Origin of the sequence: Algoriphagus marinus, from assembly GCF_001936475.1 — a bacterium.
Taxonomy (GTDB): Bacteria; Bacteroidota; Bacteroidia; order Cytophagales; family Cyclobacteriaceae; genus Algoriphagus; species Algoriphagus marinus.
The window spans coordinates 165,558-190,696 of the sequence record NZ_MSPQ01000001.1 but is presented as its reverse complement, the minus strand read 5'-3'; the positions used below and the strand labels follow the sequence as shown (position 1 = coordinate 190,696).

The window sequence follows — 25,139 nt, the reverse complement described above, 5'->3', positions numbered from 1 at the left end:
TCAACTCAAAAATTTATACAAGATTTAAAGTGATGCGATTTTAAATAAGAACACTCCATGCAGTGTTCTTATTTAGCTTTTAATCTAAAGAAGTGAGGCTTTTATGTACCTCAGGATATACGATAATAACGAATTCTGCAAGCATCCTTTGTTTGAAATAATCTGCAAGCATCAAATCTTTTTTAGCTAAAACCGGCAAATTTAAGGTCTCATATAATTCTGCTCTTTCTAGGTATAAATTGGAATCGTAAGGATTGGCTTCAATTCTACCTGAAACTCTTTTTTCAGGGCTTTGCATTAATTCCGTATGTTCTTCTATCGGGATCATTTGATTTAACCGCGTTGAAGTGGACTTATTTTTTGAATATTTAAATTGGAAACTCATCAAATAAGAATCGTTTTTAATTCGATCTCCTAGATATTCAGGCTTCCAATTTTCTTTCAATGCCAAGAATGCTCGTGTTACTTCCTCTCCAAGGACCTCATCACCGGAGATTATAGAAGTAGAAATTGGAAAACCTTGTTCATCAAAAGTAGCCTGAAGTATTACTGTGCCTTCCAAATTATTCATTCTTGCTTCGGCGGGATATTTTAAATTTCTGGAAAGAAACTTATTCATCTCATGTGCAGTGCCAGCTACTTCCTGGGCAAAGACTGATGTAACAGAAAAAAATCCCAAGAAAATGGCAAATAAGAGGCTTTTCATAATTAATAAAGTTAATGTTATGAAGAATTAACGGACTGTCTATTATAAGGTTAGAAAAAACTAAGATTTAAAAACACCAAAATGCCAAAGTATCCCGCTAGGATCATGAAGGAAAAATTCACTGCCCCAATCATTGATTTTGATTGTAGAGAGCCGAACACCAGGAAACTTATCTGGAAGTCCCAAAACTTTCATCGCTTCCCAATGATGCTGTAAGTCTTCGACCTCCAAGAAAAGCATGGTATTATCCACCCAGTCTTTGACATAGGCATCTTGTAAATAAAAGGAGAGTTTTTCATTTACACTTACCACTGACATCTGGGGTCCAAGGGAATGCACACTAAAACCAAGCGTGGCATAGAATAATACGCTTTCTTTGTAGTCTTTTGCACCTATAAAAGGTCGGATGGATTTTGCTGGATGATTCATACGCCGAATTGTTTTAAATGATGATCAAGGTGTTTATAGAAGAGATTGTTCCATTCTCCAGCACTCATTGGCCCAAAGGAAAGGGATTCTTTTCCTTCAAAATGGGAAGCCCCAAGATCGCGTGTTTGTTCTATATAGCTTATTAATCTGGCCTTTTCCTTTTCAAAATTTCGTCTATCCGATATGATAAAGGCAGGAGCTGTTCTTGAGTTTTTTGGGTAGGGAGTTTCATTGACAACTCCATTTTTCACAAAAGTCTTGAGCAAAAACCTCATAAAGGCATTAGGCTTTGGGTATTTATCAGTGAAGGCCATATCATATGCGACTATACAGTGAGCTAGCATCTGGTCTACCGACATTTTCCCCCATAGCGCCGGAGTATTAGGATTTAAAGCATTGATTCTAGCGATTAACTCATTGCTTGTTTTGGGATCAAAAATGTTTTTCATCTTGTAAAAGACTAGGGTTTAAGGATAGAAGTTAAAAAATATTTCATGAATCACCTCTTAAGCCTCCAAGTGAAGAAAACAAGAGGAGAAATATTTTGATGTAAAATGGTTTATATTGTAAACCTATTTATATTTGATCCGTAAAGAATGATATAAATCTAAAATCATGGAAAAAGAACTAAGCAGCAAAGAGTCTTTGGCCATCATCACACAGATGATCAGCAAAGCGAAAAAAGAAGCCGCAGGGGATGGAAGTTTCCAACTTTTGCTTTGGGGCTGGGTGGTTGCAATATGCAACTTTGGGCATTATACCTTTGAGAAAATGAGTTACGAAATGCCTTACATAGTCTGGTTACTAATTATCCCTGCAGTAGGTCTGAGTATCTGGGATAATATCCGGAAGCGAAAAAGAGCTCGAGTTAAAACTCACTTGGACGAGATGCTCGCCGGAATTTGGATTTCGGTCTTTGTGGGTATGCTGATCACGCTAAGTTTTATGCCGACTTTGAGTTTTCAACAAAATCCGATCATTCTAATTTTGGCGGGAATAGGTGTAATTAGCACAGGAGTACTAGTGCGTGTCAAAGTAGTATTATTGGGAGGTATTCTATTAATGGTCGGATCTGTTATCGCATTCCTACTTCCTGTGATCGATCAGTATTTAGTAGCAGGAATTGCAATGATTTTTGGATATTTGGTGCCCGGTTATTACCTGAAAACAACCTATCGTGAGCGAGTTTAAGCCTTTAGATCCCCTGTTACATTCTCAGTTGCGACTTGCAGTGATGTCTCTTCTCATCGCAGTGGAGGAAGCGGAGTTCACTTTTCTAAAGGAAAAGACAGAATCTACTGCTGGAAATCTTAGCGTGCAACTGGATAAATTGGAAAAGGCGGGATATATCTCCATCGAGAAATCTTTTCGTGGAAAAAGACCATTGACTACCTGCAAAATTACTAGTAAAGGACTTCAGGCTTTTGAAGACTATGTAGAAAACCTGAAAAAATATATTCAATAAAGGACAAAAAAATTTTCTCAATTTAGTTTATAATATAAACCAATTTACAATTATGAAAACGAACTCTAAATTTCTCATTTTGCCCATGATGATTGTATTGCTTGCCATGGGGATTCCTCAAGAATTAAAGCAAATGAACTACCTCGCCTACCTGAATTCCGACAAAGAAGCTTGGAAACAAAATGTAGGATTTGCTTACAAAATTTATCAGGACAAGCCTTCAGAAGAAGCAAAATTTCAGCTTGCCTTAACAGAATACGGCTTATTGAATGCTACCATGTTTGATCAGGATGAAAAGCTTTTTGAGGCATATGCATCCGACTGTCAGGATCGTCTTGAAGATTTAAGCGAAAGCAAAAAATACGGAGCAGAAGCCAAGGCGCTACTTTCCGGATTACTTGGTTTCAAAATGGCTTATTCTCCGATGAAGGCTATGTTTCTCGGGCCTAAAAGTTCAGCCTTATTGGAAGAGGCAATGAAGAAAAATCCGCAGTCCGCTATTGTCTTGAAGCAATATGCTTCAAATCTTTATTTCACTCCTGAGATGTGGGGTGGAGATAAGGAACTTGCGCTCAAGACTTATCTCAAATCCACTGAAAAATTTGAAGGAACCGATTTTGAAAAAAGCTGGATGCATCTAGATAATCTCGCTTGGACTGGAATTCTTTATCAGGAAGCAGGAAATCAAGCCCTCGCAAGGCAAACGTGGGAAGAGGCTTTGAAAATAGAACCAGATTTTTACTGGATCTCCAAGCGGTTGCTTCCATCTTTAAATTATAATTGATTAGAGGTTTTATTTTGAAAAGGCAAGGATGTGTATTCTTGCCTTTTTTTGATTAATCCTTGCAGTTTAAAGTTGATTGAAGACAGCTCAAAAGTTACTTTTGAGCTGTTCTAAATGGGTTTTCTATGAAGCAGATACTTTTATTAAGTTTTTTATTTATGTTTTCTATTGGTGCCTTCTCCCAAACTGAATCGGAAAAAGAGAAAGAAATCGAGATTCAAAGTAAGCATAGTTTAGCTTTTGTAATTGGTCACGCAAGAATTGGACAGGGAAGAAATGCGGAGGGAGATAAGGAGTTTTTAGCTGTTCCTTCAATTGCACTTGACTACAATTATTGGATCAATGATCGCTGGGCAGTGGGTTTGCACACAGATTTTTTGAATGAAAAATTCTATATAGAAAACGAGAAAGGCAAAATATTAGAACGTAATCGCCCTATTGCTCCTGCTCTTACTGGTGTATTCAAACCTGGTGAAAGATGGACAATTTCGCTTGGTATGGGAAAGGAATTTTCGAATGTGGATGGGGATTTTACGTTGACGAGATTATCCATTGAATATGGTGTTGAAATCCGGAAAGAATGGGAAGTATTTGGAGTCTTGAGTCAAGACTTCAGATGGACAGCCTACAATGTAACTACCTTCGGACTGGGGTTATCCAAGAAATTATAAAACAAAGCAGGCTATCAATTTTTAGTAGCCTGCTTTGGTTCTAGTCTAAAATTACTTTCTCCCGCTTCGGATATTTGACCTCATAGCCAAAAACCAGTGTTTTCTGCTCGCCAGGTTTTAGGGGGACTTCCCATTCAATAAAGCCTGTATTCGGATCAAGTTTTCCACCAGAAAGTTCTTTTGCTTCTACCTGAATCTCGGAGTTGACGGAGATCGGGATTTGATCAGTTACTTTCAAGCTGATAGGTTGAGATTTATTGTTTCGAATCAAGATTTCATATTGTCTGCTTTCGGTAATATTTGATCCAATGCTTCGCTTTTGGGAAAATTCCTCATTCTTCTTGCGGTCGAGGACGATGCTCCGATCTCTTCCCATCGAAATTCCTAAAGTATCCTGAAGCGAAGTCCCATCAAGGATAGATTTGCCCACAAAACCTTCTTCGAAATACAAATTACTTTCGCCCTGAAGCAAACTGTATTTGCTCCAATCGTTGATTTCAGCAATCAGAAAGGCGTCTTTATCCAATTTTGGAATAGCTGAATACTGGTAAGTTGCCGGAATCTGATACCCCTGAAGATCTACAAGCGTACGTTCACCATTGGATTTGATCGTATAAGGCTCATTTACTTCGATCTCTACCGTGGTTTGATTTTCTTGGAAAGTGGTTTGGATGGTTTGAGCTTCTGGGGCCAAAGCAGATTTTTTTTCGACTGAAACACCTGCTACTCTGCCTTGAAGCATATCCATTTTGTTTGAAGATCCATAACCAGCCACCACAATCTCTTGAAGCGATTGATTGTCTTCATACAGCTGCGCATTAACAATCGAGGAATTTATGACCTTTTCTTCTGGCATCATTCCTACAAATGAGAAGACTAAACGACCATTTTTTCCGGGAACAGTTATCGAATAAGAACCATCAAAATCTGTAGTTGTACCGATAGTGGTTCCTTTCACTAATACTGTTGCTCCGGGGATTCCCTGACCTTGTTGATCCACTACTCTACCACTTACTGATCCGGAAAATGGTTGTGTATTTCTAGGCTGTAATACCGTCAAACGCGCATAATTCAATTCCCATTTGTCGATTTCGGGCATTTGCCCTCCTTGAGAAGGGTTTCCATTCGAAAATCTCAACTTGATATTTTTCCAATCTACGCCAGTATTTTGAAAGACCTCTGCTTTGTAATTCAGGGAAAGCGGACTACTCACATCTTTGACCCGTACATCGTATTTTGGATACCAGCCTGCATTTTGGACAAGATAATTGAGTTCGAAACTGGCTGTGCCCGCAGCTGTAGCTTTGATTTTTACGCGAATTTCAGAGGTGGATTTATTGTCGGAAGCCAGAAGGCCGGCTAGCTGACTTCTCAGAGAGCTCAGTTTTTGGTCCTCCTCCTGCATATTGGCTTTGATCTGTAGTTCTTCTTTTTTGATCGCAGTTAATTCCGCATCATAAAAATCCAAGGCCTGTTTCAGACTTGCTGTGGAGGTGCTAGTTTGGCTTCCTCCAAGATTTTTGTTTGCGCTGAGTAGCGAGATTTTTTCATTTAGGATTTCTAATCTGCTGTTTTCCCTACTTTGATTTCGCTGGATAGTTTCGATTTCTCCCTCGAGTTTTTCTACTTCCTCACCAATATTTTTTTCTGATAAATAGTCCAATCTTCGATTTACTGCCTGAATTACAAAACTCCCTTTTCCTTTGACTTGGATACTTTTTTCATCCAAGTAGGGAGACAGTCCTTTAATCACAACAACAGACTCACCGGCGGGGAAATTTCCTTGAGCTGATTCAAAAATCTGGGCTCCGGAAAGAAAAATGGTCACAGACTTAATTTCAGATTTGAAGGTGCTTTCTTTGAGTTCTTGAGCTTTTGCAAAAAATGTAAAACAAAATAGAACGAGCAAAAGGGATAATTTCTTCATATATAGGATAAGGTGTTTAACGAAAAGATAGGGCTGATTTTATTTTTCAAAAAAGAAATTAACTAAAATTAGAATTAAATCTACTCAAAATTTACGCTAAACTCTCAAAGCTTTTCTTTCCCTTTGAATGGTATTCTTAACTTTGCGCCTGAAATCAGCTAAATGCCATGACCCTTTTCCAATCCATCATTATTGCGATCATCGAAGGCTTAACAGAATTTTTACCGATCTCTTCCACAGGACACATGATTTTGGCTTCTACTGCGATGAATATTCATGAAGATGAATTTGTCAAAACCTTCGAAATTGGAATTCAATTGGGTGCGATTCTAGCGATTGCACTGATGTACATCAAGCGGTTCTTTCGTGGCTGGACCATTTATTTCAAATTACTAGCGGCATTTATTCCTACTGCTATTGTTGGACTTTTAGCCTATGAATACATCAAGGCTTATTTGTTCAATCCTATTGTGGTTTCAGTATCCTTGATTTTAGGAGGAATAGTGTTGATTTTCATTGATAAAAAAGTGGTGAATTCTGAAACTGACCTTGCGGAGGTAGAAGACATTTCCTATAAAAACGCCTTTTTCATAGGGCTTTTTCAATGCCTATCAATGGTGCCTGGCACATCTCGGGCAGCAGCCACTATTATAGGTGGAGTCTTTAATGGCTTGGACAAAAAACAAGCAACTGAGTTTTCTTTCCTTTTGGCAGTGCCAACCATGATAGCAGCTTCTGGATACGACTTGCTCAAAAGTGATTTGGCTATGACTAATCAGCAACTTTCATTTATGGGAATCGGATTAGTTGTGGCATTTATCACTGCTTGGATAGCAGTGAAGCTATTTTTGAAGTATGTATCCAGTCATGGTTTCACTGCTTTTGGATATTATCGGATTGTCTTAGGAATCCTCTTTCTGATCTTTATGTGGGGAACTGATCTTGGTTGATTAGTTTAGAATAAATTAAAAATAGTATCCCAATCCATCCTAAAAAGTAAAAACCCCACTCAAAATTTAATTTGAGTGGGGTTTTAAGTTTTCCAACTTACTTCGATTTATCCATCGTATTCTTATTCTTCACATACTTTTCTAGCCAAGTATCCATTTCCCAAAGTGTATGCAGAATGGATTCTTGAGCGGCATAGCCATGGCTTTCATTAGGTAAGAAAACCAATCTTGCTGTTGCTCCGTGTCCTTTTAAAGCATTATAATAACGCTCAGACTGAATCGGGAAGGTTCCGGAATTATTATCCGCTTCGCCATGAATCATCAAGATTGGAGTTGTCACTTTGTGTGCATAAGAGAAAGGTGACATGTTGAAGTACACCTCCGGAGCCTCCCAGTAAGTCCGCTGCTCATACTGGAACCCAAATGGAGTAAGGGTTCGGTTATAGGCACCACTTCGCGCGATTCCCGCAGCAAAAAGGTCTGTATGAGAAAGCAAATTAGCTGTCATGAATGCACCATAGGAATGACCTCCCACTGCGATTCTCATCCGATCACCGATTCCCATATCTACGATTTTGTCTATGGCAGCCTCAGCATTCCATACCAATTGCTCAACAAAGTAATCATTTGGTTCTTTGTCACCTTCACCCACGATTGGCATCTCTGTCTGATCCATAATCGCATAGCCTCGAGTCACCCAATAGATCGGTGAGCCCCAACTTAGACGTGTAAACGCATATTTAGAACCTCTAACTTGAGCCGCAACTTCTTTGGACTTGTACTCTCGTGGATAAGCCCACATTAGCACTGGAAGCGTGCCATCTTTTGCCGGGTCATATCCAGCTGGAGTATAGATTACTGCAGAAAGATTTAAACCATCTTCTCTCGAATAGGTGACCTGCTGCTTCTGGATTCCTTTTAGGGATTCGTATGGATGCGCAAAATTGGTCACTTGGAGAGGAGCCATCCGCTTTTTGGTATTAACTAGCCAATAGTTTGGCTGAATATCGGTGCTTTCTTTCAGAGTAATAAACTCTGAACCCGAATCATCCAAGACTTTTACTACTCTTTCATAATAGGGAGCCTGCGATCTCCAGAGGATATTTTGTTCTTTGGTTTTAGTGTTAAATGTGGATAAGAAAGGCATATTTCCATCAGGTGATCCTCCTGGACTGGTCATGAAAACCAAATCGCCATTTCGCATCAGGACATTTTTCCCAAATTCGTTTTCTACAAAAAGTGGATCTCCTGGATCATTATAAAGGTCATCAGAAGAGCGCTCGATGATCACTCTTTTAGCTTGATCTGGCTTAGAAGGATTGATTACAGATCTCATTTCCTTTCTGCTCGCTGACCAGCGCTCGTTCATGATCGCAAAGTTGTCATCTGACCAAGCGATTCCAGCAAAACGATAAGGAGTGGTTGCTAGGGTTTTCTTTTCTCCAGAAAAAGGTGAATCCAGTGTGTAAATGATCTCACGATCTTTCACATCGTTTCTAGGATCACCACCATCTTGTGCTTCTACCCAATATAGCATTGCTCCTTTATCAGCTCTCCAATTGATATTTCTTGGCCCTGTCACAGTTGCATCAAAACCAGTTGGGCGATTTTCATCCAAAGGAATCTGTGCCAAGGTCTTGACTTTTTTACCAGTTCTGTCCCATATCTCAACGTCGTAGGGGAATCTGGAAGCAGGTACTAAATAGGAGAACGGCTTTTTAATAAGGTCAACCAGGAGGAATTTTCCATCAGGAGAAAGATCCATTGACTTGATCATTCCGGAAGGACCGATAGGTTTTTTATTCCCGTCTAAATCGACCAGCATGATTTGGGAATCTATGAAATAAGCGAATAATTTTTCGTCATACGGGTTGCTCAAAAGATCCTGATACGTCCGGTTTGGAGAAGCTTCTCCAGTAGATTCCTGGACGATCGGGCCTGCTGGCGCTGAAGGTTTTTGTGGAATCCCGCCTCTGTTTGGGTTGGCTGCTTTTATAAGGATTTGATTTTCCGGAGTCCAAGCCATCGAATTTCCGACGGTTTCATTTAAAATTGGATCGGTTAGTTTTTTGGCTTCAAAAGTGCCTAAGTCTACTACCCAAAGGCTAATTCCATTAGCTTCTGTTTGAGTAAAAGCTAAATATTTTTCATCTTTTGAAAGGGCAAACCCTCCCATACTTGGCTTGGTAGGTAATCCTTTGATTTGGATTTCCTCACCGCTTTGAGTCATTTTGATCTTGATGTTTTCTACGCCTCTTCCCCGGCTTGGCCCTGATGTGGCAGGATTGATTCGTAGTCCAGCTATTCGAAGCTCGGGCTGCGAAAGTTCTTCTATGCTCGGATTGTCTGCCCGCTCGAGAAGCATCATCCAGTCGCCATTTTTACTAAAGCTTACAGATGGGGTACTCGGTGCATTAACCAAATCGGCAATTGCTTTTGGAGGAGTTTGGTAGGATGTTTGGGCTATTCCTTGATGATAGAAAGTCCCAAGAATGGAGATAATAATTAGTATTACCCGTTTCATATTCTGATTGGATTAGTTTGCATGAAGATAAAACCTGATAAATAAACCTTTTCGTAAACTTCATAAGTGGTCTGTATCTTACTTGAATACTGCATGATTCTAGGATAAGCGCATAGCCATGAGTGGATTTCGTTAAATTATTTTGAGAATAAAACTAATTTTAGCACTATTGAATGAAGTTTTGATACAAAAAAAGAAAATCTGAAACCATGAAAAAAATAATAATTGTCATTCTTTTTAGTATAGGAATGGTTCATCTGACTAAAGGACAAACCATTAAACCAACAGTGGGTGTAAACTTTACTGATGTAGTGTCAAATGGAGATGGAACAGCAAATGGAAGAACAGGATGGCAGATTGGGGCAAGTGTAGCCTTTGGTGAAAAAATCTATGTGGAACCCGGAATTTTTTATCAAAGTAAATCTGCAGAATTCTCATCTTCAGATAATTTGACTCAGCCGGATTTGAAAGCAGATTTAAAAGGAATAAGAGTTCCTTTAGCGCTTGGATACAACCTTATTGGAAACTCAGAATCCACTGCGTCACTTCGCCTTTTTGGAGGTCCTTCAGGCTTCTTTGTGACAGATACTGGAGAAGGTGTAAATAAGGATAATGTTAATTCTCCGGCTTGGGGCGTTTTTGCTGGTGCTGGACTGAATTTCTCGATTTTGTTTGTGGATATTAGCTATGAATGGTCAGTGACCGATTTGCAAACTAGTTTTACCAATATCGATTTTGGAAAAACGAATGGCTTATTCGCTAATGCTGGAATCAGGATTAGGCTTTAAGATCTAGAATTAAAATAAATCAAAAAGAGGAAGTGGAGGCTTCCTTTTTTTTGTGCCTGAAATAGCTTAGTAGAAAAGCTCATTAAAGTTGTTGGAGAAAAAACTTCAAAACTAAATTTGATATGATTTCCCAGACAGTTAAAAATTTGCTCGGAATCAGTTTATTTCAGTATTTTAATCTTGGAAAATTAAAAAATGGAGACTTACGGAAAGATATTATTAATTGCAATGCCAGCTTTTTTGGTCTTAGTTCTATTGGAAAAGTGGTATGGCTGGTATAAGAATAATGATACGGTACCAACGAATGATATGCTTTCAAGCCTGAGTTCAGGTATTACCAATGTTACCAAAGATGTGCTGGGATTGAGTATAGCTATTATTTCTTATGGCTGGCTGGTTGATCATGTAGCATTGACCCATGTAAATGCAAGTTGGCTTACCTTTTTGATTGCCTTCGTCGCCTTGGATTTTTCTGGCTACTGGGTACACCGAATCAACCATGAGTACAATATTTTTTGGAACAATCACATTATTCATCACAGTAGTGAGGAGTTCAATTTAGCTTGTGCTTTAAGGCAAAGTATATCTTCATTTGTAAGGATTTTCACCGTGTTTCTATTGCCAGCAGCATTTTTGGGAGTTCCAACAGAAGTAATCGCAGAAGTAGGCCCAATCCATCTTTTTGCCCAGTTTTGGTATCATACTCAACATATCAAGAGAATGGGTTTTTTGGAGCATATTATTGTTACTCCAGCTCACCATCGGGTACATCATGCGATCAATCCAATTTATTTGGACAAGAATTATGGACAAATTTTCATTTTCTGGGATAAGTTTTTCGGTACGTTTCAAGAAGAGTTGGAAGATGTGCCTGCTGTCTATGGGGTGACTCGACCAGTAAGAACCTGGAACCCGATCAAAATCAATTTCATGCATTTATGGCTCTTAATCAAAGATGCCTGGAGAGCTTCCAAATGGGAGGATAAATTAAAAATCTGGTTTATGCCATTGGGCTGGAGACCAGCAGATGTTGAGGAGAAGTTTCCAGTTGAAAAAATCGAGGATGTATATCATTTTGAAAAATACAGCCCTTTACTCTCCCCGGCATTGCTTCGATGGAGTATTTTTCAGTTTCTGATGCTTGTGTTTTATGTGTTTTATATGTTTGGCAATATTGCTTCTATTGGTTCACCTGGCATTTTTATTTATGGAGCATTTATCTTTTTGACTGTCTATGCTTACACAGAGTTGATGGATAAAAATCCGAAAGCTTGGATTTGGGAAATTTTAAAAAGTATCTCAGGCTTAGCAATTATTCTCGTGTCCGGTGATTGGTTTGGTTTGAATGATTCCATTCCTTTCGGATCGATTATGATTATGACGATTCTTGCACTTTCGCCTATCGTTGTTTTTTGGTTCTGTAAATCGGAAGGAATCAGTGTCAAGAATGAGCGAAAGATGGTTAGCATCTCCTAAAACCGAGATATTCAATAGAAGTTGTATTACAGTTTTAAACCGCTTCGATTTATTGCGATGAGATTCCTTCGACGGGAAACTTCAGGACTTTTTTTTACCATTTAAACCTTCAATACGGGATTTTATTCTTAATCCGGGTTTTGGTAAAGTCTGGTGGTAAAGATTCTGACTGGATTAATTTAATGTGCGAAAATTTTGTAGTAGCAGTGTTTCACCAAAATCCACTGAATTTATCTACCCTAATCTACTTCTGAAAAATATGGATTGGTTTTTAACAGTAAAAAAAATACCCTTGGTTAGTATTAGCCAAGGGTATTTTTAAATGTGTTCTTAAGAGTTATTTTCCTTTCTCTCCGATTGAAATCATCGCACATCTGAAACCGATATCGTTGGTTGCAGAATCTTGATGCATAAATCTTCTGGTACCTGGGGCAAGCCAATAAGTAACATCTCTCCAAGATCCTCCTTTGTAGACACGTAGTTCGTCTGTCAACATAGAAGTCTCATATGTATCTTCTTCATCATATACCCCACTATTTCTAACTGGGTTTAGATCGTCAAAATCCTGAAAAGAAAGAGGACGATAAATATCCTGAACCCACTCATTCATGTTTCCTGCCATGTGATAAAGCCCGAAATCATTAGGAGCCATGTCATATACGTTAGTAGGGATAATTTCACCATCATTTCGCTGATTACCGGAAATTCCTCCATAATCACCTCTACCTCTTTTGAAGTTAGCTAGCAGATCACCTTGCTTACCTTTTCTTTTTACGTTGTAAGGGTTTCTGACACCACGACCATCCCATGGATAGATTCTTCCATACTCTTGATTTTCGTCCAAATATTGAGTTCCAATCATTGCTTTAGCAGCATATTCCCACTCAGCTTCAGTTGGTAGACGATAATCTGCCAACGCTACACCTCTCTCGATTAATTGAGTTTTAGTAAACGTGGAATCAATTTCTCTTTCTTTTCTTATTAACTCCTGTACAAACTCAGTTCTCCATTTTGAATAGATATTTGCTTGACTCCAAGATACACCAGCAACTGGGTAAAAGTTAAATCCAGGGAATCTGAAATAATAAGATTGGTACATGTCATTAAAAGACATTGCGCCCTTCCATACATTTTCAGATGGCTCTAATTTTAACAGTGAATCAGCGCTTACTTTCTTTTTCATATCAAAAAGAAACTCGCGGTAATCATTATTAGTGATTTCTGTCTCATCCAGATAGAAATTGGAAACAGTCACGGTTCGCTCCAAATTATCTCGGAAAGCCATGATATCCTCTTCTTGGGATCCCAAAACAGCACGACCGCCTTGAATGAACTTTAGATTCGGCCCAGGGATTTGTTCAGCATTTTTGGCTACGAAAAAGTTTGTCGAGTCATTTTCTTCAAAACTGAATTCCTGACCGGTTGTAGCACTCTTTTTACCAGGGTTGTTTGCAGTCCTTCTGCCATAACCAGGTGTTTTGTTACATGAGGTTAGAATAGAGCTTCCTACAATCGCAAAAGCGGCTACCCACATTCCCCAAGATTTGTTACTCAGACGCATATTTTGTATTCGTTTAGGTCTAATTATCGATGCAATATAAATGCAATGTCAAGCACTTGCAATGATTTCTGATGATCAAATAAACTTAACAGTGCCTTAAAAGCGCTTAAAATCTCATTTAACTACAGAATAGTTGTGCAAAACTGCAATATTTATGCCAGTAAAAATGTTAATTTTTTTAAGATTCGTTCATCTCTTTAAGCTTCACTTGTGCTTTTGAAATACTCGAAACACCTGACAATGTAAGAATCAAACGATTCTTGTACTCCTTTATTTTACAGTTCCTTGTATTGAATTGAGCAAATCGCATGATTTTTTGAAATGTATCAGAAGAATAGAAATCATCTCGACTAGCAGGAAGCAGATAGCATTTCATCTGATTTCCTTTAAGTGTCAGCTTTTCTATTCCAAGTTTTTCTGCTTTCCATCGCAATCTCACGGTCTCCATTAAATCCTCAACGGATTCTGGAAGGGGTCCAAAGCGATCCAAAAGCATAGTAGAAAACTTGCTTAATTCCTCTTCGTTTTTGATTGCATCCAGTTTGGAATAAAGCCCTAACCTCTCACTGATATTCCCTACGTATTCTTCTGGAATCAACAATTCCAAATCAGTCTCTATGGTGCAATCCTGAACAAGAACCTTTACTTTCTCTGCTAGATCTACTTCGAAAAGTGATGCGAATTCATTTTCCTTTAATTCTTGAACTGCTTCATCCAGAATCTTATGATACATCTCAAATCCCAAATCTGAAATAAATCCGCTTTGCTCCGCGCCTAATAGATTACCTGCACCCCGGATGTCTAAGTCTTTCATCGCTACTTTGAATCCGTCTCCGAGATCAGAAAATTCTTCCAGAGTCTGGAGTCGCTTTCTGGCTTCTGGTGTTAATCCGGACATTGGACTGGTCAAAAGGTAACAGAAAGCCTTTTTATTGCTTCTCCCAACTCGGCCACGCATTTGATGTAGATCGCTCAAACCAAACATATGAGCTCTATTAATCAAAATGGTATTTGCGTTTGGAATATCAAGTCCGGATTCGATAATATTTGTAGATACTAGCACATCGTATTCATGATTGATAAAATCAACCATGATCTTTTCTAACTTTTTCCCATCCATCTGGCCATGTGCCCCGATTACCCTTGCATCCGGTACTAACTTCATAATCAGATTGGCAATGGAATCAATCTCCCCAACTCGATTGTGCACAAAAAACACTTGGCCACCTCGACGCAATTCGTACGCAACAGCATCTCGAATTACTTCTTCTTGGAAGGTCTGGACTTCAGTTGTGACTGGCTGCCTGTTCGGAGGGGGAGTTGCGATGACAGAAAGATCCCGAGCGCCCATCAATGAAAAATGAAGTGTTCTTGGTATAGGAGTAGCCGTCAAAGTCAAGACATCTACATTGACCCTGAGATTTTTCAACTGATCTTTTACTTTCACACCAAATTTTTGCTCCTCATCAATGACTAATAATCCTAGGTCTTTGAATACGATGTCTTTGTTGACAATTTTATGAGTGCCGATCAGAATATCAATCTCTCCGGATTTTACTTGAGATACGATTTCCTTGATTTCCTTAGCTGTTCTAAAGCGATTGATATAATCAACTTTTAGCGGGAGATTTTCCAGTCTTTCCTTGAAAGTCTGGTAATGCTGCATCGCTAAAATTGTTGTCGGGACCAATACGGCCACTTGTTTCCGATCATTAACTGCTTTGAAGGCTGCCCGAATCGCTACCTCCGTCTTCCCAAAACCCACATCACCACATACCAAACGATCCATAGGATAGGATTTTTCCATATCGGTTTTTACATCCTGAGTCGCAATAGCCTGATCTGGAGTGTCCTCATATATAAAAGAGGATTCCAATTCGATCTGTAATACGGAATCAGAACTAAAGGCAAACCCTGGTGCCGATCTTCGCTTAGCATAGAGGGCAATCAGGTCTTTGGCAATATCTTTTACTTGCTTTTTAGCCCTGGTTTTTTTGTTTTCCCACTCTGGGGATCCCAGCTTAGACATGGCAGGTGCACTACCCTCTTGACCTGAGTATTTAGATATTTTATGGAGAGAGTGAATGTTTACATATAAAAGATCATCATCTCTGAAAATCAATCTTACAGCCTCCTGCATTTTGCCAGAAACATCGACTTTTTCCAATCCTGCAAATCTTCCTACTCCATAATCTACATGGACAATGTAATCTCCTGGATGAAGAGCTTTGAGTTCTTTAATGGTAAGCGCCTTTGATTTACTGGCTTTGGTACGAGTTTTATAGCGATGGAACCGCTCAAAAAGCTGATGATCTGTAAAGCAGGCAATTTTTAATTGACGGTCCTCAAATCCTTCACGGAGTCCCAAAAGCATGCTTTGTGCTTCAAGCGTGGGATCTAATTCCCTGAAAATCCCGATAAGCCGATCAATTTGTTTTTCGTTTTCTGCAGTGATGATATTCGTATAGCCTTTCTTTTCATTTTCCGACAAATGGCTAACAAGCAGATCGAAATTCTTATTGAAGGAAGGTTGTGGTTGACTGTCCCAAGTACTTTGCTTGGCATTTTTCAAATAAAACTGTCGCCCAAATTCAATTTTAGAAAAAGGATCGACTTCTTGAATAAAGTCATTTCCATTTTCAAATAAGTCAGCTGGCTTGAGCACCAGTTTGTCGTTTTTTGTTTTTCTGACTATCTGATCAAACTCTTGACTTGCTTTGTGAAAGCATTCATCCATCACATCTTTAGTCAGTTGGAGATCTTTGATCCATATTTTAGAATGCTCCGGCAAGAATGCTAGAAAAGATTGGCGGACTTCCTGGAGGAGCTTGGTTTGAACATTTGGAATCAATGAGAGATGATCCACAACGGCAATTGAAAGCTGGCTTTCAGGGTCAAAAGTTCGAATACTTTCTATTTCTTTTCCAAAAAGCTCTAGACGATAAGGATGCTCATTGGAAAATGAAAAAACGTCTAAAATTCCTCCTCGGATTGCAAATTGACCGGGTTCGTAGACGAAATCGGTTCGCTCAAAATCATAACTACTCAAAAGCTCGGAAACAAATTCCATATCTACCTGCTCTCCTACTTTGGCTGTGAAAGTATTTTCGCGAAGCGATCGTTTATTGATCACCCGTTCGTAAAGAGCCTCTGGATAAGTGATGATTATGCGGGACTTTGTCCGATCTTCCAGGATAAGATTCAATATTTCCGATCGAATCAAGACGTTCGCATTATCTACTTCCTCATAGTTATATGCTTTTTTAAAACTTGACGGGAAGACCATATGCTCCTCAGTTTGAAGGAGGTTCTGTAGATCCGAATTCAAATAAGCAGCCTCTTCTTTGTCCTGTGCTATTATCAGATGAAATCCACCCTTTTTTTGGAATAGGGCACTGAAAAGCACCATGTCCAAACTGCCGGAAAGGCCTTTTAGCTGGTAGGTGATTTTGCCATCTTGCATGATCTCATGCTCGATGGTCTGAAAAACGGGGTCGGATTGGTAAATGGAAAGAAATGACTGACGATCCAAGGAGATTTATTTTGAAGGAGAAATCGAATCCCAAAGTTAGTGGATTCTCAGTTCTCGGATTCTGAATTGATTTAGATTTACAAATTTCTGAACCTATGCGCCTTTATAATGTTTGTCAGAATATGAGCAATTCAAGTTCACAATTAACTTGGTTTCAGAAATTGGAGCGCATGCATCCCTACGAAACCTTACTTTATCTGGGAATGATAGGAAGTGGTCTGATCTTTCTGTTTCTCGTGGTTGCATTTGTTTTTTCAGGATTGAACCAACTAGAGGGCTTCAATCACCACATTCCGGTGGCTTTCTTGATTTCCACGCTTTTACTAATATTGAGCGGCTATACCGCTACTAAAATGAGACTTTATTTTATCGAAGAGCGAACAGATAAATTAATTAACTCGTTGCGAAATACACTTTGGCTTGGAATCCTTTTCACGGGACTACAGATTGTCGGATGGTATGAGCTGGATGCGATGGGGATTGATTTTCAGGGAATTCCAAGTGGTAGCTTTCTTTACTTGCTGACAGGCATCCATATTTTCCACTTGCTTGGTGCAATGATTTTTGCGATAATACTTCTTATTGAAATGAAGAAGAAGCAACAAGATGAAATTCAACATCTGATTTTACTTACTAATCCTTTTGAAAAAATGAGGATCAGGCTTTTTACGGTTTACTGGCATTTCATGGATTTGATTTGGCTTATCTTGTTTGTCTTGTTTATCCTTAGCTTTTAATCACACTTATTTTATGAAATTAGTAATTGAGACACATGTAGAGCAGGGATATCTGCAGGTAAAAGAAGGGTTTGACGAGAGCCTTTTCACCAAACTAAGCCCACCTTTTCCTCCTGTCAAATTACTCCGGTTTGATGGATCATCCACGGGTGATTTGGTTTCTCTTCAGTTGAATTTTATTTTTTTCAAGCAAAAATGGACTAGCAAAATCATTGAAGATCAGACGGATGAAAAAGAGTTTTACTTTATCGATAAAGGAATTGAACTTCCTTTTTTTCTAAAAAAGTGGACACATAAACATCGAATTATCAAGGATGGTGAAAACTCGATTATTAGAGATGAGATTGAGTATCAAGCGCCATTTTTGTTGCTTACATGGCTGCTTTATCCGGCAATGCTTCTTCAGTTTGCTTATCGAAAGCCTATTTACAAGAAAATATTTACTTAGTGAATTTGGAGGTTTTCGCAGTTTTCGATTTTACAATCTCCATAGAGCACAAGTGAATGACTTTGAATATTAGATTCAAATTTCTTCCCGATCGCTTCTTTGATTTCATTGATTTTTGGATCCGAAAACTCCCGGATTTTCCTGCATTGATTGCATACATGATGGTCATGATGCTTATAAGTTAGCGCCTGTTCATAAAGAGCGACCTTATCCTTGAATTGATGCTTTACGGCAAGACCACTCTCTACCAAAAGATCCAATGTATTATAAATAGTGGCTCTGCTTATAGTATAGCCCTTGTTTCTCATACTAAGAAAAAGGCCCTCAACATCCATGTGCTCATCCTCGGGCAAGGAGTAAAGTTCATCGATTACCGAAAATCTCTCCGGAGTCTTACGGCTTCCTTGCTTTAAAAGAAAGTTTTCAAAGATTTTTTTCGCCTTTTCAATAAGCGCTTTATCGGCCATAATTTTTTGAGTCGTAAAATTAAAGATGGATCATTCTTTATTTTTTGACAAACCACAAATCCAATCTATCGTAATTTGGGTTTAATCTAAATTAATACTAATTCGGTTTGATTACCGAAACCTTTTTCCCCTTGCTATTGGTTACAAAGGTCAAATCAGAAGATTAAGTTTAAATGTTTTAACTTCTATCTAATTATTCTCATTCGATTACAAATGCCTAAAAAGATTGCGCTAACGTACTTCTTATTATTTATTTCCTGGTTCCAAGGCTGGACTCAGGTGCCGGGATTTTTTTTGAAAGAAGATAAGCGAAAGGTGACCATTCCCTTTTACTCATCGAATAGTCTGATCATCGTACCAGTATCTATCAACGGCAACCAACCTGTAAATTTTATGATCGATACAGGAGTACGGGCAAACATTCTGTTCAGTAAGACGCTTGGAGATGAGCTCGGGCTCGAATACAGTAGGAGATTGAGTTTGGTCGGTGCAGATGGAACGACCAATTTGATGGCATCTGTGTCTCCGGTCAATCAATTGGATCTAGGCCCAATTGTTGGAAATTTTCAAAATCTTTTGGTTTTGGAAGAGGATTTTCTCGAATTAGAATCAGTCATAGGAGTGCCAGTTTATGGGATTCTAGGCTACGAGTTCTTCAAATACAATCCGATTCGAATCAATTATGATGATGGAAAGTTGGATTTTTTTAAAAACAAAGCATTGAAATGGAGGCCCCCTTTTTTCAAAAAACTGGAGCTTTCGGTAGAGGATAATAAGCCTTATGTACAAGCCAAGGTGAAGCAAAAAAGCGGAAAAATCATTGAGCCAAAGCTTTTGATTGATACCGGTGCCAACCATGGTCTTCTTCTTAATCGAGAGACCACTGATGATATTGAAATGCCTTCCAAGGTAATCGAATCGGAAATAGGACAAAGCTTGGGTGGACTTTTATATGGTTTCATTGGACGAGTAGATTACCTCAAAATTGCGAACCTCAAACTGGAAGAGGTACTGACCTCTTACCCGGACACCACTGCTTTTAGCTATGTGATCAAGGATTCCGGTCGACAGGGAAGCCTCGGAGCTGAGGTCTTAGGAAGAACAAAGGTGATTTTTGACTATCCAAGAGAGCGTATTTTTATTAAGAAGGCGAGTAATTTTTATTCTCCTTTTGAATTTGACATGAGTGGGTTGTCAATTAAAAAATTGCCAGTGGATCAGACTCGGTTTTTTATTTCCGATGTCCGGGAAAACTCCCCCGGAGCAAGATCTGGAGCGCTTCCGCTTGATGAAATTATTGCAATTAACAAAGTTCCGGTCTTCATTTGGGAGCTCGTGGAGATCAATAAATTGCTACGATCTGAAGAAGGCCGGGTCATTGAACTTGAGCTCCGAAGGTATGATCCTGTAAATTCTAAAAAATGGGAAAGCCTAAGTGTAAGAGTAAGGCTTCAAAAACAGATTTGAGCAATTCTTTAGCCTTTAACTTAAAAACGGTATTTTTGAATTTCGAAGCAGGAAGAAAACTTCTTGTCTTTTTATTCGTGATATCAACGTTTTGAAAACCCATCTAAAATGAAAAAACTATTAATCCCAATTCTAGTACTAGGCGTTATTGGAATCTTTATTTACAGTAAGGCTGTAGGGTCGTATAATTCTTTTGTGCAAGCAGAAGAAACTATAAATGGACAGTGGGCAGAAGTTGAGACCCAATACCAGCGAAGAGCTGATCTGATTCCCAACTTAGTAAATACAGTAAAAGGATATGCTGACTTTGAGCAGGAAACCCTGACCGGAGTGATTGAAGCTAGAGCTAAGGCAACCTCGATGACTATCGACCCGACCAATTTGAATGAATCCAATATTGCGCAATTCCAGCAAGCTCAAGATCAACTATCAGGTGCCCTTAGTAGATTACTGGTGACGGTAGAGCGATATCCTGATTTGAAAGCTAACCAAAACTTCTTGGAACTTCAGGCTCAGCTCGAAGGCACAGAAAATAGAATCGCTGTCGCCAGACGTAATTTCAACGAATCAGTGGTGGCGTATAATAAAGAAATCAGAATATTCCCAAATAACATATTCGCAGGTTGGTATGGATTTGAGGCTAAGGGAACTTTCACAGCTTCTGAAGGAGCCGAGAATGCACCAAGCGTACAATTTTAATAACCAAAATCATGGCTGAGAAATTATTCTCACCAGCAGATCGGGAGGCAATAGTATCCGCAATCCGAGCTGCTGAAACACGTACATCAGGAGAAATCCAAGTTCATATCGAAAATCATTGCAAGGGCGACCTGATGGATCGTGCTGCAATGCTTTTCGAAACTTTAAAGATGTATCAAACCAAAGATCGAAATGGTGTACTCTTCTATTTGGCAGTAGAAGATCACAAGTTTGCCATCTTGGGTGACGCAGGAATCAACCAAGTTGTGGAAGCAGATTTTTGGGAAAAAATCAAAGAAAAAATGGCTGAGAATTTTCGCTCCGGCCAATTTACAACAGGGCTCATCACAGGGATAGAAATGGCGGGAGAAGAGCTCTACCATTTCTTTCCTTATGACAAGGGTTCCGATCAAAACGAACTACCGGATGAAATTTCCTTTGGATAAAATGAAGGCTACTTCAATCCTCCTATTTCTTTTATTCCTTTCTAATGTTTCTGGGCTATTAGCACAGGACTTTCCGCCTAAACCAAATCCTCCCAGATTGGTGAATGATTTTACTCAGACGCTTTCACCGTCGGAAATAGCCCAACTGGAAAATAAGCTAGTTGCATACAATGACAGTACTTCAACACAAATTGCGATCGTGATCTTGAAGTCAGTTGGGCAATATGATATTTCGGATTATGCCTTTCAATTGGGAGAAAAATGGGGTATTGGAGGTGGATTAAATGATAATGGAATTCTGATTCTCGCAGCAATGGAAGATCGTGATGTATTCATTGCGACTGGCTACGGGATGGAAGGTGCAGTGCCCGATGCGCTAGCCAAGCGAATTGTTCAAAATTTGATTATCCCAAATTTCAAAAAAGGCGAATTCTATCAAGGGTTCGATCAAGCCACTGATATGATTATCAAGCTGGCTTCAGGAGAGTATACTGCGGAGGAGGTTCAATCTGATGGGAATAGCGGAGGTGCTTTGATCATGCTTTTGGTCTTTATATTTTTCTTTGTGATTTTGCCATTACTTCGCAACAAGAATGACAATAATAACCATATGGGTGGCAAAGGTGGAGGAGTTGATCTTTGGACTACTATTATGTTGGCCAATATGCTGAAAGGTGGCGGTGGAAAATATGGAGACTTCTCCTCTGGAAGAGGTTCATTCGGTGGAGGTGGCGGAGGCGGTTTTGGTGGCTTCGGTGGTGGAAGTTTTGGCGGTGGCGGAGCTGGTGGAAGCTGGTAAATTCCATCAATAGTTTAGAATTTAAAAATTTGTCAAGCTTCCAACTTTGGAGGCTTGATTTTTTTTGAGTCGATTCCAAAAGCTTGTAATGGGTGAATATTGATTTGTTTTCTTAGGTTAGCGGTATGATTTCTGTAACAGAGGCCCTAAGTCTTATTGATCAAAATACCTCAAAGTTGGAGGTGATTTCTCAGCCAATACAAACAGTTATGGGCGCTACGCTTGGAGCGGATATTTATGCTCCATTCAGTCTGCCCCGATTCAGGCAATCCTCAATGGATGGATACGCATTTATCCATACCGGACTTAATGAGCTTGAGGTTATAGGCGAATCGAAAGCAGGGGATTCTTTGGAAATCCCCATGTCAAAAAATCAAGCAGTTCGGATCTTTACAGGAGCTCGAGTTCCGGACTTAGCCGACACGGTGGTGATGCAGGAACATGTCGAAAAAACCGAAAACGGAATCCGCATTCTTAAAATGCCAGAGCAGTTTGCCAATGTGAGATCGATTGGTGAGCAGATCGAAAAAGGGAGCTTGGCACTTCATGAAGGAATTAAAATCAATGCTCCATTAATCGGATTTTTAGCAGGCTTTGGATTGACCTTGGTTCCTGTCATTTCCAAGCCGACGGTCAGCATTATTGTCACGGGAAATGAGATTCAACCACTTGATCAACCCCTTTCCGATGGAAAAATCTATGAGAGTAATTCGCTGATGATTCAGCAGGCAATTGAGGCAATGGGAATCCCTGTGCATCAAATTATCCAATGCCGAGACGATCAGAATGCTACGAATGAGGCGATCTCGAAAGGTTTGGAATCGGATGTTTTAATCGTCTCCGGAGGAATTTCAGTTGGGGATTATGACTTTGTAGAAGAGGCTATGCTAAGCAACGGAGTTAAGCAGATTTTCTACAAGGTCAATCAAAAACCAGGTAAACCTCTTTGGTATGGTAAGAAAGGGGAAAAGCAAGTTTTTGCACTTCCGGGAAATCCCGCCTCTACCATGATGTGCTTCTTGATTTATGTGGCTCCAGCACTTCGAAAAATGATTTCCGGACTCCCAATCCAGATGAATTTCCAAAAAGGAATCCTGAAGAAAGCAGTAGAAAATAAGTTTGGGAAAGCACTCTTTCTATTGTCCACTGAGGAAAATGGGGAAATTGAAGTGCTCCAAAAACAAGCTTCCAGCATGTTGATTTCTTTTGCCATGGCAAATGCAATTCTTTTTTTTCCCTCCGATCAAGTAGAAATAGGTAAAGGGGAGTCAGTTTCTTTTCTACCAATAAATCGATAGTTCTATTTACCGGCCTTTATTTTCGAAGGTGTGACACATGGTGGCGAAACTTTTTTTGTCCCTCAGCCATTCCTTTTATCGAAGGGATTTCAGGTTTTAATCTAATTTCCATTACATATTTGGACGTAAATCAATGTTCAAAAATTGGAGTTGTTATGCTGCCCTTTTGTAAATTGAAGGCTTAGAAAAAAAATCATGATTAAGGTCCACTATTTTGGAATCATAGCTGAAGCAGCAAAAAGCGAAGGAGAAACAATTTCCTCCCCAGGCATAACTTTAAAATCTCTGATTGGGGATTTGACAGAAAAGTATCAGCTTGATTCCTATGAATTTCAAATCGCTGTAAATCGTAAAATTGTCAAGGAAATGGATGGGCTGGAATTAAAGGACGGAGACGAAATCGCGTTATTACCAGCCTTTTCAGGTGGATAACCAATGGACTATAGCCGACAAATTATATTGCCTCAGTTGGGAGTTTCAGGTCAAAAAAAGCTGAAAGACTCCAAAATCCTAGTCGTCGGGGCAGGAGGACTAGGTTGTGCAGTATTACCTTATTTGGCGGCTGCAGGAATAGGAACCCTTGGGATTATGGATGGAGATCGAATTGCCGCTAGCAACCTTCATCGACAGTTACTTTATTCCCAAAATCAAATTGGCCTTTTAAAATCCCAAGAGGCAAAAAAGTATTTGAACACAAATTTTCCAGAAGTGGAGGTCCACGCAATTGATTTATTTTTGGAGGTTTCAAATGCAAAGGATCAGCTTCAAAACTTTGATTTGATCATTGATGCAACCGATGAGATTTCGGCAAGATACCTCTTGAATGATTTTTGTGAAGAGCTAGGTATTCCTTGGGTTTATGGTTCTATTCATCAGTTTCATGGGCAAGTATCGGTTTTCAATTTTGAGAATGGTCCAAATTACAAAGACCTTTTTCCGATTGCTGACGCAGGTGCAATTTCCTGTTCAGATGCCGGTGTCATAGGCACCACAGTAGGATTGATAGGAATGCTGCAGGCCAATGAGGCGATTAAAATAGTAGGAGGATTCGGGAAGGTACTTTCGGGAAAAGTATTGATTTACGATTTGCTTTCTTGTAGCCAGCAGATTTTTGAATTTGAAAAGAGACCAGAAAATAACTCCAGATTGGAACAAATTTCCTTTCCATACATTTCCATTGAAGAAGTAATCCAATCTAAGGGGAGAGTGTTGGATGTTCGGGAAAAGGACGAAAAACCGGAGATTTTAAAAGAAAACTTTCTAAATACTCCGCTTTCAACACTTGCCGAAAAGGTAAAATTATTTGATAAGGGAGAAGAAATTTGCATCTTTTGTCAAACTGGTAAACGTAGTAAGACTGCTGCCGAAATACTTAATCAACTGGGATTTACCCAAATTCGTCTCATCAAAGGCGGAGCAAAAGAAATTCTAGAAAAATTATAAACACATGAAATCGAGCATGACTAAAAAGTCACACACTGGGATGATTATATTCTGCGAGATTCCATTTGGCATATAAAAAAAATATAAACAGATGAAAAAGACTTTTCTTGAAGGGGCAATTGCCTCAGAATTTATAGCAGAATCCATTGCAAAGCACCAAAGCAAGCACAGTATTGGGGCTCATAATATTTTCTTGGGCCAAGTTCGTTCAGACGAGATAGAAGGCAAGCAAGTGACTGCAATCGAATACAGTGCTTATGAGGAAATGGCTAACGAAAAGCTTCATGAAATCAGGGAATCAGCTTTTGAAAAATTCGATCTGACTTGCCTGCATATTTATCACAGCCTCGGACGTGTGAAGGTTGGTGAGATTTGTTTCTTTGTTTTTGTTTCGGCTAAGCGTAGAATGCAAGTCTATGAAGCAACCGAATACTTAGTGAATCAAGTGAAAGAGCAGGTCCCTATTTTTGGGAAGGAGATTTTTGAAAATGAGGATTTCCAATGGAAGGTAAATAGCTAAGG

Annotated in this window: 25 protein-coding genes; 17 read left to right on the top strand and 8 right to left on the bottom strand. The window is 39.3% G+C overall.

The genetic code is table 11. The features are described from left to right. Positions 1-79 precede the first annotated feature (79 nt). From BVC88_RS00780 to BVC88_RS00770, 3 genes are read right to left on the bottom strand one after another with little or no spacing between them, the layout of a single operon-like run. Positions 80-706, bottom strand: a complete 627-nt coding sequence (locus BVC88_RS00780; RefSeq protein WP_075348740.1) for an energy transducer TonB — start codon at positions 704-706, stop codon at positions 80-82. A gap of 60 nt (positions 707-766) precedes the next feature. Beyond that, positions 767-1,135 carry a VOC family protein gene (locus BVC88_RS00775; RefSeq protein ID WP_075348739.1) on the bottom strand — a complete coding sequence of 123 codons (369 nt, stop codon included), beginning with the start codon at positions 1,133-1,135 and terminating at the stop codon, positions 767-769. Next, positions 1,132-1,584: a DUF1569 domain-containing protein gene (locus BVC88_RS00770; RefSeq protein ID WP_075348738.1), complete on the bottom strand. Its 453-nt coding sequence runs from the start codon at positions 1,582-1,584 to the stop codon at positions 1,132-1,134. Before BVC88_RS00770 ends, BVC88_RS00775 begins: the two co-directional genes overlap by 4 nt. Positions 1,585-1,750: 166 nt before the next feature. Here BVC88_RS00770 and BVC88_RS00765 point away from each other — a divergent pair, with 166 nt between their 5' ends. From BVC88_RS00765 to BVC88_RS00750, 4 genes are all read left to right on the top strand, one after another. Further along, positions 1,751-2,326, top strand: a complete 576-nt coding sequence (locus BVC88_RS00765; RefSeq protein WP_075348737.1) for a hypothetical protein — start codon at positions 1,751-1,753, stop codon at positions 2,324-2,326. Then, positions 2,313-2,600 (top strand): winged helix-turn-helix domain-containing protein, encoded by a 288-nt coding sequence (locus tag BVC88_RS00760; RefSeq protein ID WP_217694735.1) that lies wholly within the window; start codon positions 2,313-2,315, stop codon positions 2,598-2,600. The genes BVC88_RS00765 and BVC88_RS00760 overlap by 14 nt, the downstream gene beginning before the upstream one ends. A gap of 52 nt (positions 2,601-2,652) precedes the next feature. Further along, entirely contained in the window at positions 2,653-3,384 is a 732-nt protein-coding gene (locus BVC88_RS00755) for a hypothetical protein (RefSeq protein ID WP_139316498.1), read from the top strand. 125 nt (positions 3,385-3,509) lie between these two features. After that, a complete protein-coding gene (locus BVC88_RS00750; RefSeq protein ID WP_139316497.1) occupies positions 3,510-4,055 on the top strand; it encodes a hypothetical protein in 546 nt (181 codons plus the stop codon). Between the two features lie 40 nt (positions 4,056-4,095). Here the strand turns inward: BVC88_RS00750 and BVC88_RS00745 are convergent, their stop codons facing one another. Further along, a complete protein-coding gene (locus BVC88_RS00745) occupies positions 4,096-5,982 on the bottom strand; it encodes a DUF4139 domain-containing protein (RefSeq protein ID WP_075348733.1) in 1,887 nt (628 codons plus the stop codon). 167 nt (positions 5,983-6,149) lie between these two features. Between BVC88_RS00745 and BVC88_RS00740 the strand changes: the two genes are divergently transcribed. Next, the gene (locus tag BVC88_RS00740) at positions 6,150-6,932 is read left to right on the top strand and encodes an undecaprenyl-diphosphate phosphatase (RefSeq protein ID WP_075348732.1); all 783 of its coding nucleotides are present in this window, start codon (positions 6,150-6,152) and stop codon (positions 6,930-6,932) included. Between the two features lie 97 nt (positions 6,933-7,029). On the opposite strand, the gene BVC88_RS00735 is transcribed toward BVC88_RS00740, so the two are convergent. Next, positions 7,030-9,456 (bottom strand): alpha/beta hydrolase family protein, encoded by a 2,427-nt coding sequence (locus tag BVC88_RS00735; RefSeq protein WP_075348731.1) that lies wholly within the window; start codon positions 9,454-9,456, stop codon positions 7,030-7,032. 209 nt (positions 9,457-9,665) lie between these two features. On the opposite strand from BVC88_RS00735, the gene BVC88_RS00730 reads away from it, so the two are divergent. After that, complete coding sequence (locus BVC88_RS00730) at positions 9,666-10,244, top strand: outer membrane beta-barrel protein (RefSeq protein ID WP_075348730.1); 579 nt, start codon at positions 9,666-9,668, stop codon at positions 10,242-10,244. Positions 10,245-10,439: 195 nt separating this feature from the next. Further along, entirely contained in the window at positions 10,440-11,720 is a 1,281-nt protein-coding gene (locus tag BVC88_RS00725) for a sterol desaturase family protein (RefSeq protein WP_075348729.1), read from the top strand. A gap of 337 nt (positions 11,721-12,057) precedes the next feature. On the opposite strand, the gene gldJ is transcribed toward BVC88_RS00725, so the two are convergent. Both gldJ and mfd read right to left on the bottom strand, forming a co-directional pair. Then, entirely contained in the window at positions 12,058-13,281 is a 1,224-nt protein-coding gene (gldJ, locus tag BVC88_RS00720; protein WP_075348728.1) for a gliding motility lipoprotein GldJ, read from the bottom strand. 178 nt (positions 13,282-13,459) lie between these two features. Further along, on the bottom strand, positions 13,460-16,813 hold the full coding sequence (mfd, locus tag BVC88_RS00715; protein WP_075348727.1) for a transcription-repair coupling factor: 3,354 nt from the start codon (positions 16,811-16,813) through the stop codon (positions 13,460-13,462). Positions 16,814-16,935: 122 nt separating this feature from the next. On the opposite strand from mfd, the gene BVC88_RS00710 reads away from it, so the two are divergent. After that, positions 16,936-17,550 (top strand): cytochrome c oxidase subunit 3, encoded by a 615-nt coding sequence (locus BVC88_RS00710; protein ID WP_075348726.1) that lies wholly within the window; start codon positions 16,936-16,938, stop codon positions 17,548-17,550. 13 nt (positions 17,551-17,563) lie between these two features. Next, a complete protein-coding gene (locus tag BVC88_RS00705) occupies positions 17,564-17,998 on the top strand; it encodes an SRPBCC family protein (RefSeq protein ID WP_075348725.1) in 435 nt (144 codons plus the stop codon). On the opposite strand, the gene BVC88_RS00700 is transcribed toward BVC88_RS00705, so the two are convergent. Beyond that, on the bottom strand, positions 17,995-18,465 hold the full coding sequence (locus BVC88_RS00700; protein WP_075348724.1) for a Fur family transcriptional regulator: 471 nt from the start codon (positions 18,463-18,465) through the stop codon (positions 17,995-17,997). The two genes, BVC88_RS00705 and BVC88_RS00700, sit on opposite strands and share 4 nt — an antisense overlap. Before the next feature lie 213 nt (positions 18,466-18,678). Here BVC88_RS00700 and BVC88_RS00695 point away from each other — a divergent pair, with 213 nt between their 5' ends. From BVC88_RS00695 to BVC88_RS00660, 8 genes are all read left to right on the top strand, one after another. Beyond that, positions 18,679-19,932, top strand: coding sequence for a retropepsin-like aspartic protease (locus BVC88_RS00695; protein ID WP_075348723.1), 1,254 nt, complete (start codon positions 18,679-18,681; stop codon positions 19,930-19,932). Positions 19,933-20,040: 108 nt separating this feature from the next. Beyond that, complete coding sequence (locus tag BVC88_RS00690) at positions 20,041-20,631, top strand: LemA family protein (protein ID WP_075348722.1); 591 nt, start codon at positions 20,041-20,043, stop codon at positions 20,629-20,631. A gap of 11 nt (positions 20,632-20,642) precedes the next feature. Continuing rightward, a complete protein-coding gene (locus BVC88_RS00685; protein ID WP_075348721.1) occupies positions 20,643-21,077 on the top strand; it encodes a TPM domain-containing protein in 435 nt (144 codons plus the stop codon). Then, positions 21,058-21,876 carry a TPM domain-containing protein gene (locus tag BVC88_RS00680; RefSeq protein ID WP_075348720.1) on the top strand — a complete coding sequence of 273 codons (819 nt, stop codon included), beginning with the start codon at positions 21,058-21,060 and terminating at the stop codon, positions 21,874-21,876. The genes BVC88_RS00685 and BVC88_RS00680 overlap by 20 nt, the downstream gene beginning before the upstream one ends. A gap of 125 nt (positions 21,877-22,001) precedes the next feature. Continuing rightward, positions 22,002-23,174 carry a molybdopterin molybdotransferase MoeA gene (locus BVC88_RS00675; protein ID WP_075348719.1) on the top strand — a complete coding sequence of 391 codons (1,173 nt, stop codon included), beginning with the start codon at positions 22,002-22,004 and terminating at the stop codon, positions 23,172-23,174. 195 nt (positions 23,175-23,369) lie between these two features. Next, a complete protein-coding gene (locus BVC88_RS00670) occupies positions 23,370-23,606 on the top strand; it encodes a MoaD/ThiS family protein (protein ID WP_075348718.1) in 237 nt (78 codons plus the stop codon). A 3-nt stretch (positions 23,607-23,609) separates the two neighbouring features. Next, entirely contained in the window at positions 23,610-24,617 is a 1,008-nt protein-coding gene (locus BVC88_RS00665) for a HesA/MoeB/ThiF family protein (protein ID WP_075348717.1), read from the top strand. 91 nt (positions 24,618-24,708) lie between these two features. After that, positions 24,709-25,137: a molybdenum cofactor biosynthesis protein MoaE gene (locus BVC88_RS00660; RefSeq protein ID WP_075348716.1), complete on the top strand. Its 429-nt coding sequence runs from the start codon at positions 24,709-24,711 to the stop codon at positions 25,135-25,137. Positions 25,138-25,139: the final 2 nt, after the last annotated feature.